Source organism: Pseudomonas pergaminensis (genome assembly GCF_024112395.2).
Taxonomy (GTDB): domain Bacteria; phylum Pseudomonadota; class Gammaproteobacteria; order Pseudomonadales; family Pseudomonadaceae; genus Aquipseudomonas; species Aquipseudomonas pergaminensis.
Map to the genome: position 1 here is coordinate 4,449,783 of NZ_CP078013.2, position 13,654 is coordinate 4,463,436.

13 protein-coding genes are annotated in these 13,654 nt (G+C 63.9%); 1 reads left to right on the forward strand and 12 read right to left on the reverse strand.

The features are described 5' to 3' along the window. Positions 1 to 483 precede the first annotated feature (483 nt). The 12 genes from gspD to KUA23_RS20065 all read right to left on the reverse strand — a co-directional run bounded on the left by gspD (position 484) and on the right by KUA23_RS20065 (position 11,261). On the reverse strand, positions 484 to 2,598 hold the full coding sequence (gene gspD, locus KUA23_RS20010) for a type II secretion system secretin GspD (protein WP_306428740.1): 2,115 nt from the start codon (positions 2,596 to 2,598) through the stop codon (positions 484 to 486). Between the two features lie 5 nt (positions 2,599 to 2,603). Continuing rightward, complete coding sequence (locus KUA23_RS20015; protein ID WP_346356351.1) at positions 2,604 to 3,122, reverse strand: hypothetical protein; 519 nt, start codon at positions 3,120 to 3,122, stop codon at positions 2,604 to 2,606. Further along, positions 3,119 to 3,721, reverse strand: coding sequence for a type II secretion system protein GspM (gspM, locus tag KUA23_RS20020; RefSeq protein ID WP_252992724.1), 603 nt, complete (start codon positions 3,719 to 3,721; stop codon positions 3,119 to 3,121). The genes KUA23_RS20015 and gspM overlap by 4 nt, the downstream gene beginning before the upstream one ends. Continuing rightward, the gene (locus KUA23_RS20025) at positions 3,696 to 4,688 is read right to left on the reverse strand and encodes a PilN domain-containing protein (protein ID WP_100490212.1); all 993 of its coding nucleotides are present in this window, start codon (positions 4,686 to 4,688) and stop codon (positions 3,696 to 3,698) included. The genes gspM and KUA23_RS20025 overlap by 26 nt, the downstream gene beginning before the upstream one ends. Further along, on the reverse strand, positions 4,685 to 5,386 hold the full coding sequence (locus KUA23_RS20030) for a general secretion pathway protein GspK (RefSeq protein ID WP_252992725.1): 702 nt from the start codon (positions 5,384 to 5,386) through the stop codon (positions 4,685 to 4,687). Before KUA23_RS20030 ends, KUA23_RS20025 begins: the two co-directional genes overlap by 4 nt. After that, positions 5,383 to 5,952: a type II secretion system protein GspJ gene (locus tag KUA23_RS20035; protein WP_099491124.1), complete on the reverse strand. Its 570-nt coding sequence runs from the start codon at positions 5,950 to 5,952 to the stop codon at positions 5,383 to 5,385. Before KUA23_RS20035 ends, KUA23_RS20030 begins: the two co-directional genes overlap by 4 nt. Next, positions 5,949 to 6,281, reverse strand: coding sequence for a type II secretion system protein (locus tag KUA23_RS20040; RefSeq protein WP_078049375.1), 333 nt, complete (start codon positions 6,279 to 6,281; stop codon positions 5,949 to 5,951). The genes KUA23_RS20035 and KUA23_RS20040 overlap by 4 nt, the downstream gene beginning before the upstream one ends. Next, a complete protein-coding gene (locus tag KUA23_RS20045; protein ID WP_214497862.1) occupies positions 6,278 to 6,703 on the reverse strand; it encodes a GspH/FimT family pseudopilin in 426 nt (141 codons plus the stop codon). Before KUA23_RS20045 ends, KUA23_RS20040 begins: the two co-directional genes overlap by 4 nt. Before the next feature lie 7 nt (positions 6,704 to 6,710). After that, complete coding sequence (locus tag KUA23_RS20050; RefSeq protein WP_078049377.1) at positions 6,711 to 7,100, reverse strand: type II secretion system protein GspG; 390 nt, start codon at positions 7,098 to 7,100, stop codon at positions 6,711 to 6,713. A 13-nt stretch (positions 7,101 to 7,113) separates the two neighbouring features. Beyond that, positions 7,114 to 8,310: a type II secretion system inner membrane protein GspF gene (gene gspF / locus KUA23_RS20055; RefSeq protein WP_100490208.1), complete on the reverse strand. Its 1,197-nt coding sequence runs from the start codon at positions 8,308 to 8,310 to the stop codon at positions 7,114 to 7,116. Then, positions 8,307 to 9,998, reverse strand: a complete 1,692-nt coding sequence (gene gspE, locus KUA23_RS20060) for a type II secretion system ATPase GspE (protein WP_487250803.1) — start codon at positions 9,996 to 9,998, stop codon at positions 8,307 to 8,309. Before gspE ends, gspF begins: the two co-directional genes overlap by 4 nt. A gap of 222 nt (positions 9,999 to 10,220) precedes the next feature. Then, positions 10,221 to 11,261 carry a LacI family DNA-binding transcriptional regulator gene (locus tag KUA23_RS20065; RefSeq protein WP_099491128.1) on the reverse strand — a complete coding sequence of 347 codons (1,041 nt, stop codon included), beginning with the start codon at positions 11,259 to 11,261 and terminating at the stop codon, positions 10,221 to 10,223. 208 nt (positions 11,262 to 11,469) lie between these two features. On the opposite strand from KUA23_RS20065, the gene KUA23_RS20070 reads away from it, so the two are divergent. Further along, positions 11,470 to 13,653, forward strand: a complete 2,184-nt coding sequence (locus KUA23_RS20070; RefSeq protein WP_252992726.1) for a TonB-dependent receptor — start codon at positions 11,470 to 11,472, stop codon at positions 13,651 to 13,653. Position 13,654 lies beyond the last annotated feature (1 nt).

Genomic DNA, 13,654 nt, shown 5'->3' on the forward strand with positions numbered 1-13,654 from the left:
CCAAAGCCAAAGCCAGAGCCAGAGCCAGAGCCGTTTGATATCTGCCTGATGTAGGAGATCTAAATTGTGGGAGCGGGCTTGCTCGCGAAAGCGGTGGATCAGTTAGAGATGTAATTGCTGACGCACCGCTTTCGCGAGCAAGCCCGCTCCCACATTTGGACCGAGACCAGCTTCCAGAAGCCGGTCGGCTACCAGGCCGCCGCGCTTTGGCTTTTGATCTTCGGCGCCCCGTCAAACACGCTGGCCGAACGCAGGCTTGAATCCGTGGGTAACCCGGCAGGACGCCGGGTTAGCCGCGCTGGGCCACGGATGGCCCATCGCGGCGGCCCACGGATTCAAGCCGGAGTGAGGGCACACCGAGCCTAGGCGAGGTGCCGAGTGTTGGGGCGAGGACCTTTTGGTTACTTTTGGGTCCTTCCAAAAGTGACCCGCTGTAAGAGCGGAACCTTAAGTAGCCGTTACCTAAGAAACGGATATGTACACCTACTGACCAGGCCGCAACAACTGCATCTGCTGCCGATAATCATCCGTCACCTGCCGCGCCTGCCCACTGCTGGTAATCACCTTAGGCGTAATCAACACAATCAACTCCGTCCGATCCTTCGACTTACTCGTACTCCCAAACAACCACCGCAACCCCGGAATCTTCCCAAGATACGGCACAGCACTCACGCTCTCCCCGTTGTCCTGCTTGATCAACCCCCCCAGCAACACCGTCTGCCCACTCTGCACCGCCACCTGCGTCGACACCGAACGCGTCGAGATACGCGGGTTCACCGGCGTGTCGCTGTCACCACTCTGGTTCTCGGCATCACTGACCTGCTGCTGGATATCCATATACACCAAGCCCCCCGGATTGATCCGCGGCACCACGTCGAGGATCACCCCGGTCTGCACATACTCGACGCTGCTCAAGGTGGTATCCGCATCCCCGGTGTTGACGGTGGTCTGGCTGATGGGAATGTTGTCCCCTACCTGAATCTGCGCCGGCTGGTTGTTCATCACCACCAGCGAAGGCGCCGACAGCACCTGGGTACGGCCGTTGGTTTCCAGGGCGTGCAACGCCACCTGCAAATTCGAGCTGACGAACGAATAGAACAACGAGTCCGTCGCCCCCAGCCCTGCCCCACCACCCCCCAGTGCGCCCTGGCTGCCGGAGGCATTGGCGACGGTGTTGCTGGAGGAATTACCCGCCAGGCGCCCCAGGTACCACTGCACCCCGAGGTCCAGTTCACCGGTCAATTTGACTTCAAGGATGCGGGTCTCGATCTGCACTTGCAGGGGCGGGTTGTCGAGGCGCTTGATCGCCGCTTCGATCTCTTTCCACTGCGCGGGCCGGGTGCGCACCAACAGTTGGTTGCTGCTCTTTTGCGCGGTGATGCGGGTGCCGGCTTCGAGGCCGCTGGCAGGCGCGACTTCTTTCTCTTCCGGCTCCGGCTCTTCAGCCGCCGGCGGGGTGTTCTGCAAGCCGCCGTTGGTGGGTGAGGATAAGGTGGTGGTGCGCAACCCTGGCGCAACCTTGGCCGGCGTATCGTCCTTGATCGCGCCGGTGCCGTAGATCTGACGCAGGTACTTGGCCAAGTCGGCAGCCTTCATGTTGCGCACGTCGTAGACGTACATCTGCGGCTCGTTGCCACCGCCCTCGTCGATGGTGCGGATCCAGTCGCCCACTTCACTGAGGTACTGCGGCTGGGAAGAAATCGCCACCACCGAGTTGGTCCGTTCGATCGGCAAAAAGCGCAGCATGCCGGCCAGGGGCATGCCGCTGTCAGGGCCGAACATGCTTTGCAACTGGGGCATCAACTCCGCCACTGAAGCCCGTTGCAGACCGAAAACGCCCACCGACATGCCTTTGAGCCAGTCCACGTCGAAGGTGTCGATGGTGTCTTGGTAGTTGGCCAGTTCATCGGGCGTACCGGCCAGGCTCAGCACGTTGCGCGTCGGGTCGACCAGCAAGAATGCATTCTCGCGGGCGAACGGCTTGAGCAGTTTCTGCATCTCGGTGGCGGAGATATAGCGCAGCGCAAACAGCCGCGCCGACAGGCCACTGGACGGTGCGGCCACGCTCATCTGCGGCACCAGTTTGCCCGCCACCGCCTGGTTGGCGGGCAGGATCACGTAGCGATTGCCCTGCTTGATCATCGCGTTATCGGTCCAGGACAGCAAGGTTTCGAGGATCGACAGCGCCTGTTGCTTGTCCACCGGTTTGGAGGTGGAAAAACTCACGTTGCCCTTCACGCCTTGGGCGATGCTGTAGTTTTCGTGCAGCAGGTCGCCCATCACGCTGTTGATCACGGCTTCGATGGGCTGGTCGGCAAAGTTGAACACAATATCGCCGCCCTCCTCCTTCGCCACCGGCTGCGTTGCGGGCGCACGCACGAACTGCTGGTTGCCGCGAATCAGCTGGCGCTGCGGCGGGGATTTCGCCAAGGGCTGCGCCGCTGTTTCAGGCACGGGCTGCTCAGCCGGTGGGCGTTGCACGCCGGTGCCCTGCATGGCTTCGTGCAGCAGGTCGTCGTCGGGTTCGAGACGGTCGGGGAAGGTGCCACAGCCGCCCAAGGCGAGAGCAGTGGCCAGGCAAAACGTTGAGGTGCGCATGTCGATCAAGGGAGGGGCTCGCGGGGCAAAGTAAGGGGGGGCCGGTTGGACGGTGGCGGCAGGCGCTTGGCGTAGAGGCTCAAGGTCTGGGTGCGGCCATCCAGGCTGAATCGGGCGTATTGCGGGGTGAGGTGGTCCAGGCGCCAGCCATTGGGCAGGGCCTGGCCCAGGCGAACGGTCAGCAGTGGGCCATCGACCTGTTTGAGCATGGCCATCTGCAGGTTGCCGGTGATCATGATGCCGCTGAGGGTGAGATTGGCCAGGCTGGTGACCTGTGCCTTGCCCACAACGCGATCCGGGCTGCGATCCGGACTGAACAACGGGGCTTGCCAAGTGGCCGCAAGGTTCTCGAGGGCCACCGTGGGCGCTACTTGCACCCTGGTCGAAGGGTGGGCGCGAGTAGGCGGTTCGGGCAACCACTGCGGCTCATCACCGATGCTGCTGAGGATCACCGCCATCAACAGGCCCAGCAGCCCGGCCAAGCAGAGCAAGCCCCACTCCACGGGGCGCAATCTGCCGATCATGGCGTCACCCGCGCCGGTTGCAGGTAACCGCGCACCAGCAGGTGCACCACCAGCTTGCCCGCACCGCCACTGGCCGGCGCCTGTTGGCTGCGGCGGATGCGCAGTTCATCCACAAACAGGAACGGCGGCTGGTACTCCAGCTCATGCAGCAGCGCTTCCAGGGGTTCGATGGCGCAGTTGAGGGTCAGGCTGACCTTGACCTGACGATAGGGTTCACCGTCGTCCTGCTCCGGGGTGATGGGCTTGCGCTGGGTCAGGCTGCAACCGCCCCCCAGGTTGGCGTGGCTGTTGACCAGGTCGGCGAGGCGTTGCATCAGGTCGGCGGCCACCACATCGGGGTCATCCCCCGGTAGCAGGCTGGTGCTGCTGGCCGGGTCCTGCTGCGCCTGCTCAAGCTGTTGGCGCAGCGCGTCGCGTTGGCGCAGTACACCGGCGTACCGTTGCTGCTGTTCGCGCAGTTGCTCGGCCTGCTCGCCCATGTCGCGCAACGGGCCGGCGAACCAGCTGTCGACCAGCAGCCAGTAGGCCGTGCCGACCACCACGGCCAGCACCAGCAAGGCGGCGCCGCGGCGTTCACGGGGTGTGAGGGGTCGGCGCATCGGCGGCCTCCTGGCGTAGGTGGGCGCGCAAGGCAAACTGGTCCTTGCCGGTGCGCGCATCGGGCTGGATCACCCCTTCGAACTGGGCGTTTTCCAGGCTGCGGCAGCCTTTGATACGGGTGATCAACGCACTGGCCTTGGCACTCTGGCCGGAGAGGGAAATCTCGCCGTCCTTCACATCCAATTGATCCAGCCAGGTGTCGGCGGGCAGGCAAGTCGTCAGGTCGTTGAGCAGCGCCGCCAATGGCGGTTGCGCCAGTTTGCGCCGGGTGAGGTACTGCGCCGCGCCCCGGGTGTTGAGCAGTTGCTGGCGCAGGGCGTGCACCTCGGCGACCTGGGCTTTTTGCTGCTGGACACTGGCGTGCATGGCGTCGATGACACGCTGGCGGTCGTTGAGCCACAGCAGCATTGCCGCGATCAGCAAGGCACCGCACAGCCACGGCAGGCTGCGTTGCAGGCCCATGCCGGCCGGGCGCTGACGTGGGCGCAACGGAGCAGGCAATAGGTCGATACCCAGGTGGGCCGCGTCCACGCGATGGGGATGCAGGCCAAGGCCGGCGCAGTCGACGAGGATCTGGTCCAGGCGCTCGCGCAGGATCGCCACCAGCGTCACCTCAAGATGGGTGGGCGTGCGGCGTTCCTGACGCGCGACAAAGTAAAGCTGGTCGGCCTCGTACGGGGTGTAACGGTCCAGTTCATACCCGACCACGGCACTCAGATTGCGCCCGGCGGCCAGCGGCAGTTGCACGCGTTGCACCAGCACAGCGTCAGCGGCGAGCATCAGCACCTGGCGCGTGCTGCTCGCCGCGACCGGCGCCGCCAGCGGCCAGTGGTGGACCTGCTCGGGCGGCTCTTGCCGTGCCAGCCAACTCGGCACGCAGGCGCGCAACTCGCTCAGCCACACACGCCAGCCCTGCTGCAGCAGGCTGCCACGCCAATAGCGGGCGATGGGTTCCAGTCGATTCATTCTTGCCAACGCAACACCCGGTAGGGTTGTGCGCTGTCCTCCGATGGGCTCAATAAAACGGTGACTTGCAGCCGCGCCTGATAACCGCCGGGACGTTCGGCGCGGCTGTCGACCACCAGCACTTCGCCAGGGTCGCCCCCTTCGGCGTTCTGGCGCGGCAGGTTCAGCGCCTTGCGCATCAGTGGGCTGGCAAAGGCGGGATCGGGGCGATCCAGGTCGCTCCACAGGGTGATCTCGGGGAGCAATTGGCTGTAGAGGGTTTGGGTCATGCCGGGCAGTTGGCGCACTTCTTCCAATACCCGAAACGGTGCCAGGCCCTGGTGACGGCGGGCTTCGAGGGCCTTGGCCAGTTGCGTCGCCTGGGCTGCAGTGGCGCCGCAGGCCAGGGCAAGACGGGTAAAGTCCTGCAGCTCGGCGTTGATCAGGTAGAGCTTGCCGCGCTCGCTGCGCAGGCTCACGTGCAGTTGAGCATCGTCAAAGGCCAGGGGTATATCGCGACCATCGGCAACCCAGCGTCGATCGGCCATGACCTGCGCGATACCCGCTTCGGCAGCCAGGACGGTCTGGGTATGCTGGCGCAGCCACAGGGCTTGGCGGCTTTCCAGTTGCACCCACCCCGCCAGGCCGCCGAGCAACACGCTGAGCAACGCCAGCACCCACAACACCAGCAGCAAGGCCGCACCGCGCTGGCGCTTCATTCTTCGACACTCCCGCCGGCCAGGTTGAGCCGCAGCGCAATCACCTGGGTGACCCAGGGCACCGGCCCCTCGACGCTGGCTGCGATGCGCACCGCAGAAGGCAGGCGCCTGGGCCATGGCCATTCACTGACCCACCCAGTGGGTTGACCCAGCGGTGACACGCCGCGATAACTGAATTGCACAGCCTCGATGTTGTTCAGCAGCACCTGGGGTTCACGCTGAGAAAACCCGACCTGCAGATCCTGCTCGACCCGTTGCAGGCTGAACCGGTGGATCCCCCCGCCGAGCACACCGGGCAAGGTCGAGACAAACTCCAGACGCTGCGCCGTGCCGACAAAAAAACCATCACCCTCGCCCACCGCCAGCGGCAACGCCTCGCTGATTGCCGTGCGCAAAAACTGTTGCGCGGCGCGTACTTCGTCCAGGCTCACCGTATAGGACTGCGCCTTGGACACAGCCCGATTGGCCCCCAGTAATGCCCCACCCACCAGCACCAGCAAAACGCCAAGCAAGCTGAGCACCACGAGGATTTCCAGCAAGGTGAAGCCCTGCTCGCGGCGCTTCACAGGCGTGCCTTCAAGGTGCTGAAACGGGCCTGGTGCGGGCCCTCGCTGAGGACCAGGTCGAGACGAAAAAGACGCGGTTGCGGCCGGGTGGTGGTCAGTTGCCAGTGGATGCCGTCCAGTTCGCCCTGGCTGACGCCAATGCCCAACCGCCCTGCGGCCTCCTGGTCGAAAATCGTCAGCGCCGCGTGGGTGAGTCGGTCACTGTGGGCAACCTGGGACAACGAGCGCGCGCTCTGGCCAAACGCAACCAATAGCACCGTGCTGCACACCGCCATCAGCGTCAGGGCGGCGAGCATCTCCAGCAACGTGAACCCGGCCTGGCGCTTCATGGCAGCGCCTTGGACTGCACGCTGCCGGTGAGCCAGCCGATGTCGATACGCCAACGTCGGGTACCGTTGGCCACGAGAAGGTTGCCGCCGGTGGAGCTGCCGTCAGGGTAAAACTCGACGGCAGGGCCGACCTGTTCGGCGGTGTGCAGCGTGACGCGCAGCTGCGCCGGCCACCGTTGCAGTGCCCTCCCCGGCGCCTGGAAGGTGCGCTCGCGCAAATCAAACGTGGTACGCGCGGCCTGCCCGCTCACAATCGCGCCCGCCCGCGTAGTGCGCAGCGCCTCCACCATCTGCCCCACCGCCCGCCGCTCTTTCGCCGCCTGCAGACCCTGGCGCACACCCAGCCCCAGCACGCTGGCAGCCAGGCTGATCAACAGGATCACCACCAGCATTTCCAGCAGGGTAAAGCCGCGCTGGAACATGGCAGCGTTACTCCCAATTGCCCAGGTCAGCGCTGTAGCCTTCGCCGCCCGGCTGGCCATCCTGGCCGTAAAAAATCAGGTCGAACGCACCGTGTTCGCCAGGGAAGCGATAGCCAAAGGCATGCCCGAACGGATCCTTGAGGTCCGAAGGCTTGGCATAGCCGCCGGGCCTGTCTACCAGCTGTTGCAGGCTGGTGGGCGGTGCGCCGACGTCGAGGGCGTAGCTGTCGATCTTCATGCTCAGGCTGGCCAGTTGGGCCTTGCCCGCACCGTACTTGCCCTTGTCCACATTGCCGCCGACCTGGCGCACGACGATGGTGGCAACGATGCCCAGCAGTACGATCACCGCAAGCATTTCCAACAGGGTGAAACCGCTTTGGCGGCGTGGTGTTCTCATGGGTTCAGCTCCTTCATATATTGCTGGTCAGGCTCATCAGCGGCAGCATGATCGCCAACATGATCACCGCCACCAGCACCGCCATGACCACGGTCAGGGACGGCACCAGTGCAGCGAGCAGGCGGTCGATGCCGCGCTTGGCGTCGACGTCGAAAACGTCGGCGACCTTGAGCAGCATGCTGTCGAGTTCGCCGGCCTGTTCGCCGACTTCAATCATTTGCAGGGCCAGTTCGGGCAGCAGCGGCTGGCTGCCAAATGCGCTGGCGAGGGTGCCACCGCCCTTTACCGATTCCGCCGCATGCCCCACTTGGGCCTGCAGCGCGCGGTTGGTGCAGACTTGCCGCGCAATCACTAAGGCCTGCAGCAAGGCCACGCCATTGCTCAGCAGCGTGCCAAGGGTGCGGGTCAGGCGCGCCGCTTCGACGCGTTGCAACAACGGGCCAATCACCCGGATGCCCAGCAGGCGCCGGTCGTATTGCTCCCGAAACGCTGGGTCGCGCAGGCGGGCGGCCCATAGCCAACCGATCAGGATCAACCCGGCCAACAGCGCCAAGCCATAGGTGCCGAGGAACGCTCCGAGGGCGAGGATCACCTCGGTGATCAACGGAATCGGCACGCCCAGGTCCTGGAAGATCGGCACGAACTGCGGCACTACATAGGCCAGCAACAGCGCCAGGGAACCGAGCACGCCCACCACCAGGAAGGCCGGGTAGATCAGCGCGTTGACCACTTCGCCGCGCAGCCGCTGACTGCGCTCCAAGTAGTCGCTGAGTTGGCGCAGGGTGTTTTCCAACGCGCCACCGGCCTCCCCGGCGCGCACCATGCTCAGGTACAACGGCGAGAAACTGCCGCCCTCTTGTTCCAGCGCTGTCGATAAGGGCTTGCCCGCCTTGACGTGATCGCGGATGCGTTCGATCAACGCGCGCACCGGAGCTGGGCCGGGTTGCTTGAGCAACAGGTTCAACGCGCGTTCAAGGGGCTGGCCAGCCCCCAGCAACGTTGCCAATTGCTGGGTAAAACTCACCAAGGCCTGGCCCTTCATTTGCCCACGTGCAGTGCGCAGCAGAGGGCTGCCGGCCGCTTCAATCTGCAACAGCAACAGGCCGCGTTTGTGCAGGATCGCCACCGCAGCGGCTTGATCCGGAGCTTCCAGGGTACCGTTCTGCGGCCCCCCCTGGCTGTCCAGGGCGCGGAACTTGAAGAGACTCACGCGCCCTCTCCACGGGTCACGCGCAGCACTTCTTCCAGCGAAGTCACCCCCGCCAGCGCCTGGCGCAACCCTTCTTCATGCAGGGTGCGCAAACCGGCACGGCGGGCGGCCTGCTCAAGGGTGGCGGCGTCGGCGTGGCGCATCAGCAGGCCGCGCAGTTCGTCGTTCATTACCAGCAGTTCAGTGATGGCGCTGCGGCCCTGGTAGTCCCCGCGGTAGAGCAGGATCGGGCGTTGTTCGGTCAGGCGATCCAGGCCATGTTCGGCGATCAGTTCGGGCGGTGCTTCAAAAGCCACGCGGGTGGCCGGGTCCAGGCGCCGTACCAGGCGCTGGGCGAGGATGCCACTGACGGTCGAGGCGATCAGGTAGCTTTCCACGCCCATGTCCAGCAGCCGCGTGATACTGGCAGCGGCGCTGTTGGTGTGCAGGGTGGAGAGCACGAGGTGGCCGGTGAGGGACGATTGGATGGCAATGCGGCAGGTTTCCAGGTCGCGGATCTCGCCGATCATGATCACGTCCGGGTCCTGGCGCACGATGGAGCGCAGCGCCCCGGCGAAGTCCAGGCCGATGGTGGGCTTGACCTGGATCTGGTTGATGCCTTCGAGCTGGTACTCCACCGGGTCTTCCACGGTGATGATCTTGCGCTCGGCAGTGTTGAGCCGCGACAGCGCGGTGTAGAGCGTGGTGGTCTTGCCGGAACCGGTGGGGCCGGTGACCAGCAGGATGCCGTGGGGCCGCTCCAGTAAATCGAGAAAGGCGGCCAGGCGCTGGCCATCGAAGCCCAGGCTGGGAAAGTCGAACTGCACGGTTTGCCGGTCGAGCAGGCGCATCACCACCGACTCGCCGAAACTGGTCGGCACCGTGGACACCCGCAGGTCGAGCTCCTTGCCCTGGATACGCAGCATGATGCGCCCATCCTGGGGCAGCCGACGCTCGGCGATGTCCAGCCGCGCCATGATCTTCACCCGCGAGATCACCGCCGCCGAAGAGCTGGCGGGCGGTGCTTCGGCGTCATGCAGCACACCGTCGATGCGGTAGCGCACCTTGAGCTGGTTTTCGAAGGGTTCGATATGGATGTCCGAGGCACGCTGTTCCACCGCGCGCTGCAGGATCAGGTTGACCAACCGGATCACCGGCGCCTCGGAGGCCATGTCCTTGAGGTGTTCGATATCTTCCTGGGCGCCGCCCTGCTCATCGAGGTTTTCGATCAGCGTGCCCATGGCCGAGCGGCCCTGCCCGTAGTAGCGCTCGATCAACGTATCGACTTCATTGCGCGGGCCGATCGCCAGCCACACCGGCACTTGGCACGCATAGGCCAGGGCCTGGAACGGATAGAGCTGCGCCGGGTTGGCGGCGAGCACCCGCAGGCCGCCCTGGGTCCAGCCCATGGGCACTACTTGGTAGTGACGCATGAAGCGTTCGGTCAAGACGGGCAAGGGATCAAGCAACGGCGGCGCAGCGTCGGCCAGCAACAGCGGCGCCCCGAGCAACGCTGCCCAGGCGCGGGCCAGTTCGACTTCAGAGACCAGGCCCAGGCGCGTCAGCAGGCTCAGCAGGTCGTCCGTGGACAGGCGGCGGGCGCGCTCCAGGTCGACGGTTTTCAACCCGGCATGCTGCATCAGCCACGCGCACACCTGTTCGGTGTGCGGGATCTGCATCTGGCAGGCATCGATAGGCGCTGACGACATAATTTTGAGGTATCTAGTGTTGCGGGAAAGTATGGCTATTTGGAACTACCGAAAGATGCCATTAGTTAGCCACAACCCAAGCGAGAGTAAGCCGGGGTTATCGACTGGAAGTTATAGCGCTAGTTCCTGAGATAGGGGAATAAAATAAACACAATGACCAACAAGGCCGGGACAGAGCCTTAGCAGCTAATAGCCATCACTTCACTAGTTGCAATTAGCCACTTACGCGCTTTCACGCGCAATTAAACGGCACTCCAATAAATTCAACCGGCTTACTTCATGTTCAACGGGTAGCACGCCCAGACTTTCAAGTACGCGCGTCGCGGCCAATACACCAATTTCCAACGCTGGCGGTTTGATGGTGCTGAGGCTCGGCAACAGCATTTCGGCAAACGGATAATCACCAAAACCCAGCACCGCGCAGTCCTGCGGGATCTTCAGCCCGGCACGTTGCCCGGCCAACAGACCACCGGCCGCCAGGTTGTCGTTGGCAAAGAAGATCGCATCCGGCGGCGTGGCATGGCTCATCAGCACTTGCATTGCCTGTTTGCCCGCTTCGAAAGGCGCGCGGTCGGCGTCGGGGGCAAAGACCCAGGGCTGCACGCCCAACTCGGCCAGGGTGGCGGCGAACCCTTCGCCCCGCTCCCTCGCGCTGAAGTCCCCTGTCGCACTGTTCTGCACGAAAGCGATACGCCGATAGCCCTGGCCATGCAGGTAACGCGCGGCGGTGACGCCCACGTCGTAGTGGGAAAAACCGATCTGCAACGGCGCACGCTCGGGCACGTAGTCCCAGGTTTCCACCACCGGTATATCCGCGTCGGCGATCATCTTCTCGGTGCCGACGCTGTGGAAACGACTGGTCAGCACCAGCGCCGCCGGCGACCAACCGAGGAATGCGCGCACCGCGCTTTCTTCTTGCTCGGCGCTGAAATAACTCGACGCCAACAACAGCTGGTACCCGTGCCGACTGAGGGTGTCGCTGAAGCCCTGGATGGTGTTGGCAAAGATCGGCCCCGAGATGTTCGGGATCACCATCGCCACGATGCGCCCGCGCGCCGAGGCCAGCCCGCCAGCCACCAGGTTGGGCACGTAACCCAGCTCGGCCACCACCTCGGCAATCCGTTCACGCCGCTCCGGCGATACCTGCTCCGGCTGGTTGAAGTAGCGCGACACGGTAATGGCCGACACCCCGGCCTGGCGGGCCACGGTGTCCAGGGTGACGCGCCCGGCGCCACGGCGCTTGCGCGGTTTGTCTTCACTCACGGGATGATCCTGTTAAAAACCAAAAAGAATATAGGACTAATTTTTCAGTATTTGACGTTCTAAACCAGACCTACCAATAATGCCGATGTTAGCGCTAACAAAGCGCGCTGTCTGCTACTCGCTCGAGCGAATGCCCAAGACATTTTCACAGGCGCTGGCGGTCGCAAGAACCGCAGCGGTTCAGGGCATTCTTTTGAGCGGACACAGCATGCACACACACGCGCACTTATTACTCCTTGCCGGTTTGACCGCCCTTCCCGTGGCCACGACCTTTGCTGCCGACGAGCCGCAAGCCACCCTCAAAGCGGTGACCGTTACCGCGACCCGCCGCGAAGAATCGCTGCAAAAAGTGCCGGTGGCGGTTTCCGTGCTGGATGGCGAGCAGTTGGAACGCGACAACCGCAACGGCGTGGCGAGTATCGCTCAACAAGTGCCGTCGCTGAACTTCCGCACCGGGGCCTCCAACAAAGACACCTCGTTGTTCGTGCGCGGCGTGGGCACCATTTCCACCTCCCCCGGCGTCGAGCCCACGGTTGCCACGGTGATCGACGGCGTGGTCTACGCCCGCCCCGGGCAGGCAACCCTCGACCTGCTGGACCTTGAACGCATCGAAGTACTGCGCGGCCCGCAGGGCACTTTGTTCGGCAAAAACGCGTCGGCCGGCGTGCTGAATATCACCAGCAAGGCGCCCACCGCCGAGACCCACGGCTATGTCGACCAGTCCGTCTACAGCGGCAACGAAAGCCGCACGCGCTTCGGCATCGGCGGCAGCCTGGTGCCGGAGGTGCTCAAGGGGTCGATCAGCACGCTGTTTGGCAGCTATGACGGCAACGTGGACAACAAGCACAATGGCCAAGAGGTCAACGGTTACAACCACAAAGGCATTCGCGGCAAGCTGGAATTCACGCCCAATGACGATGTGAAGCTGACCCTGATCGCCGACTACATGCAGTCCCACGACGACGCGCCGAACGGCGTGGTCAGCAAGTCCCTGACCCCGGCGTTCGCCAACGCGCTGAGCCCGGTGCGGGCGTCCAGCGACAACCGCGACATCAACACCGATACCCGCAGCCATGTGGAAGACACCAACAAGGGTTTGTCGGCGCAATTGGACTGGCACCTCGGTGACTACACCCTGACGTCGATCACCGCCTGGCGCGGCTGGGACAACACCCAATACCAGGACGGCGACCGTCTCGGCACCGTTACGGCGGCCTTCCCCGGTACCGCCGACAAGGGCGAGCTGGACTTCAACCAGTACTCCCAGGAACTGCGCCTGGCTTCGCCCAAGGGTGAATTTGTGGAATACGTTGGCGGCCTGTTCTACATGCATGGCAAGGACGAAGAGACCTATCAACGCACTCTCACGACCACCACACGCACCGACCGTGGCATCGCCGACTACAGCACCACCAACGACAGCTACGCGGTATTCGGCGAAACCACGCTGAACTTCACCTCACGCTTTCGTGGCATCGCCGGGCTGCGCTACACCCACGATGACCTGAAATACGATCACCGCCGCGTCTCTACCTCAGCCACTACAGTCAGCGGGATCCAGCCGGCCACCTCCAGTTCGGGCTCGGTGGACGAAGACGGTTGGTCCGGTCGCCTGGGTGTGCAATACGACCTGACCGACAGCATCACCACTTACCTCACCTACTCCCGTGGCTACAAAGGCCCGGCGTACAACGTGTTCTTCAATATGCAGCCGCGCGACACCGACGCGCTCAAGCCGGAAACCTCCAATACCTGGGAAGCCGGGATCAAGGCCACGGCGTGGAACAACCGCCTGACCACCAACCTGGCGGTCTTCCACAGCGACTACGACAACTACCAGGCCAACTTTTTCGACACCGTCGCCGGGCAGGTGGTCACCCGCCTGATCAATGCCGGCAGCGTCAGCACCGAAGGCGTCGAGCTGGATTATGCCTTGCAGGCCACCCAGCAACTCAAGCTCTCCGGCGCCCTGGCCTACACCCGTGCGCGCATCGACGAATTCGCCTGCCCGGCGGGTGCGGCCGCCACGTGCAACGTGAACGGCAAGCCGCTGCCCTTCAGCCCGGACTGGAAAAGCTATGTGCGCGCCGACTACAGCATCCCGCTGGATAACGGCCTGGACATCGAACTGGGTACCGACTACAGCTGGCAGAGCGAAGTGCAGTACGACATCAGCCAGAACGTCGACACCCAGCAAGGCGCCTATGGCATCTGGAACGCCAGTGTGGCGCTGGCCGACTACAGCGATGGCTGGCGCGTCGCGTTGCTGGCCAAGAACCTCGCCGACAAGTCTTACTCGCCATTGCTGGCCAGTGGCGGCAACTACATCTACCGCGCCGTGCCCCGTGACGATGAACGTTACTTCGGCGTGCAACTGCGCAAGGATTTCTAAG

Bases quoted from the DNA above. Each gene is read 5' to 3' on its own strand.
- gspD (WP_306428740.1), bottom strand. From the start codon at position 2,598: ATGCGCACCTCAACGTTTTGCCTGGCCACTGCTCTCGCCTTGGGCGGC.
- KUA23_RS20015 (WP_346356351.1), bottom strand. From the start codon at position 3,122: ATGATCGGCAGATTGCGCCCCGTGGAGTGGGGCTTGCTCTGCTTGGCC.
- gspM (WP_252992724.1), bottom strand. From the start codon at position 3,721: ATGCGCCGACCCCTCACACCCCGTGAACGCCGCGGCGCCGCCTTGCTG.
- KUA23_RS20025 (WP_100490212.1), bottom strand. From the start codon at position 4,688: ATGAATCGACTGGAACCCATCGCCCGCTATTGGCGTGGCAGCCTGCTG.
- KUA23_RS20030 (WP_252992725.1), bottom strand. From the start codon at position 5,386: ATGAAGCGCCAGCGCGGTGCGGCCTTGCTGCTGGTGTTGTGGGTGCTG.
- KUA23_RS20040 (WP_078049375.1), bottom strand. From the start codon at position 6,281: ATGAAGCGCCAGGCCGGGTTCACGTTGCTGGAGATGCTCGCCGCCCTG.
- KUA23_RS20045 (WP_214497862.1), bottom strand. From the start codon at position 6,703: ATGTTCCAGCGCGGCTTTACCCTGCTGGAAATGCTGGTGGTGATCCTG.
- KUA23_RS20050 (WP_078049377.1), bottom strand. From the start codon at position 7,100: ATGAGAACACCACGCCGCCAAAGCGGTTTCACCCTGTTGGAAATGCTT.
- gspE (WP_487250803.1), bottom strand. From the start codon at position 9,998: ATGTCGTCAGCGCCTATCGATGCCTGCCAGATGCAGATCCCGCACACC.
- KUA23_RS20070 (WP_252992726.1), top strand. From the start codon at position 11,470: ATGCACACACACGCGCACTTATTACTCCTTGCCGGTTTGACCGCCCTT.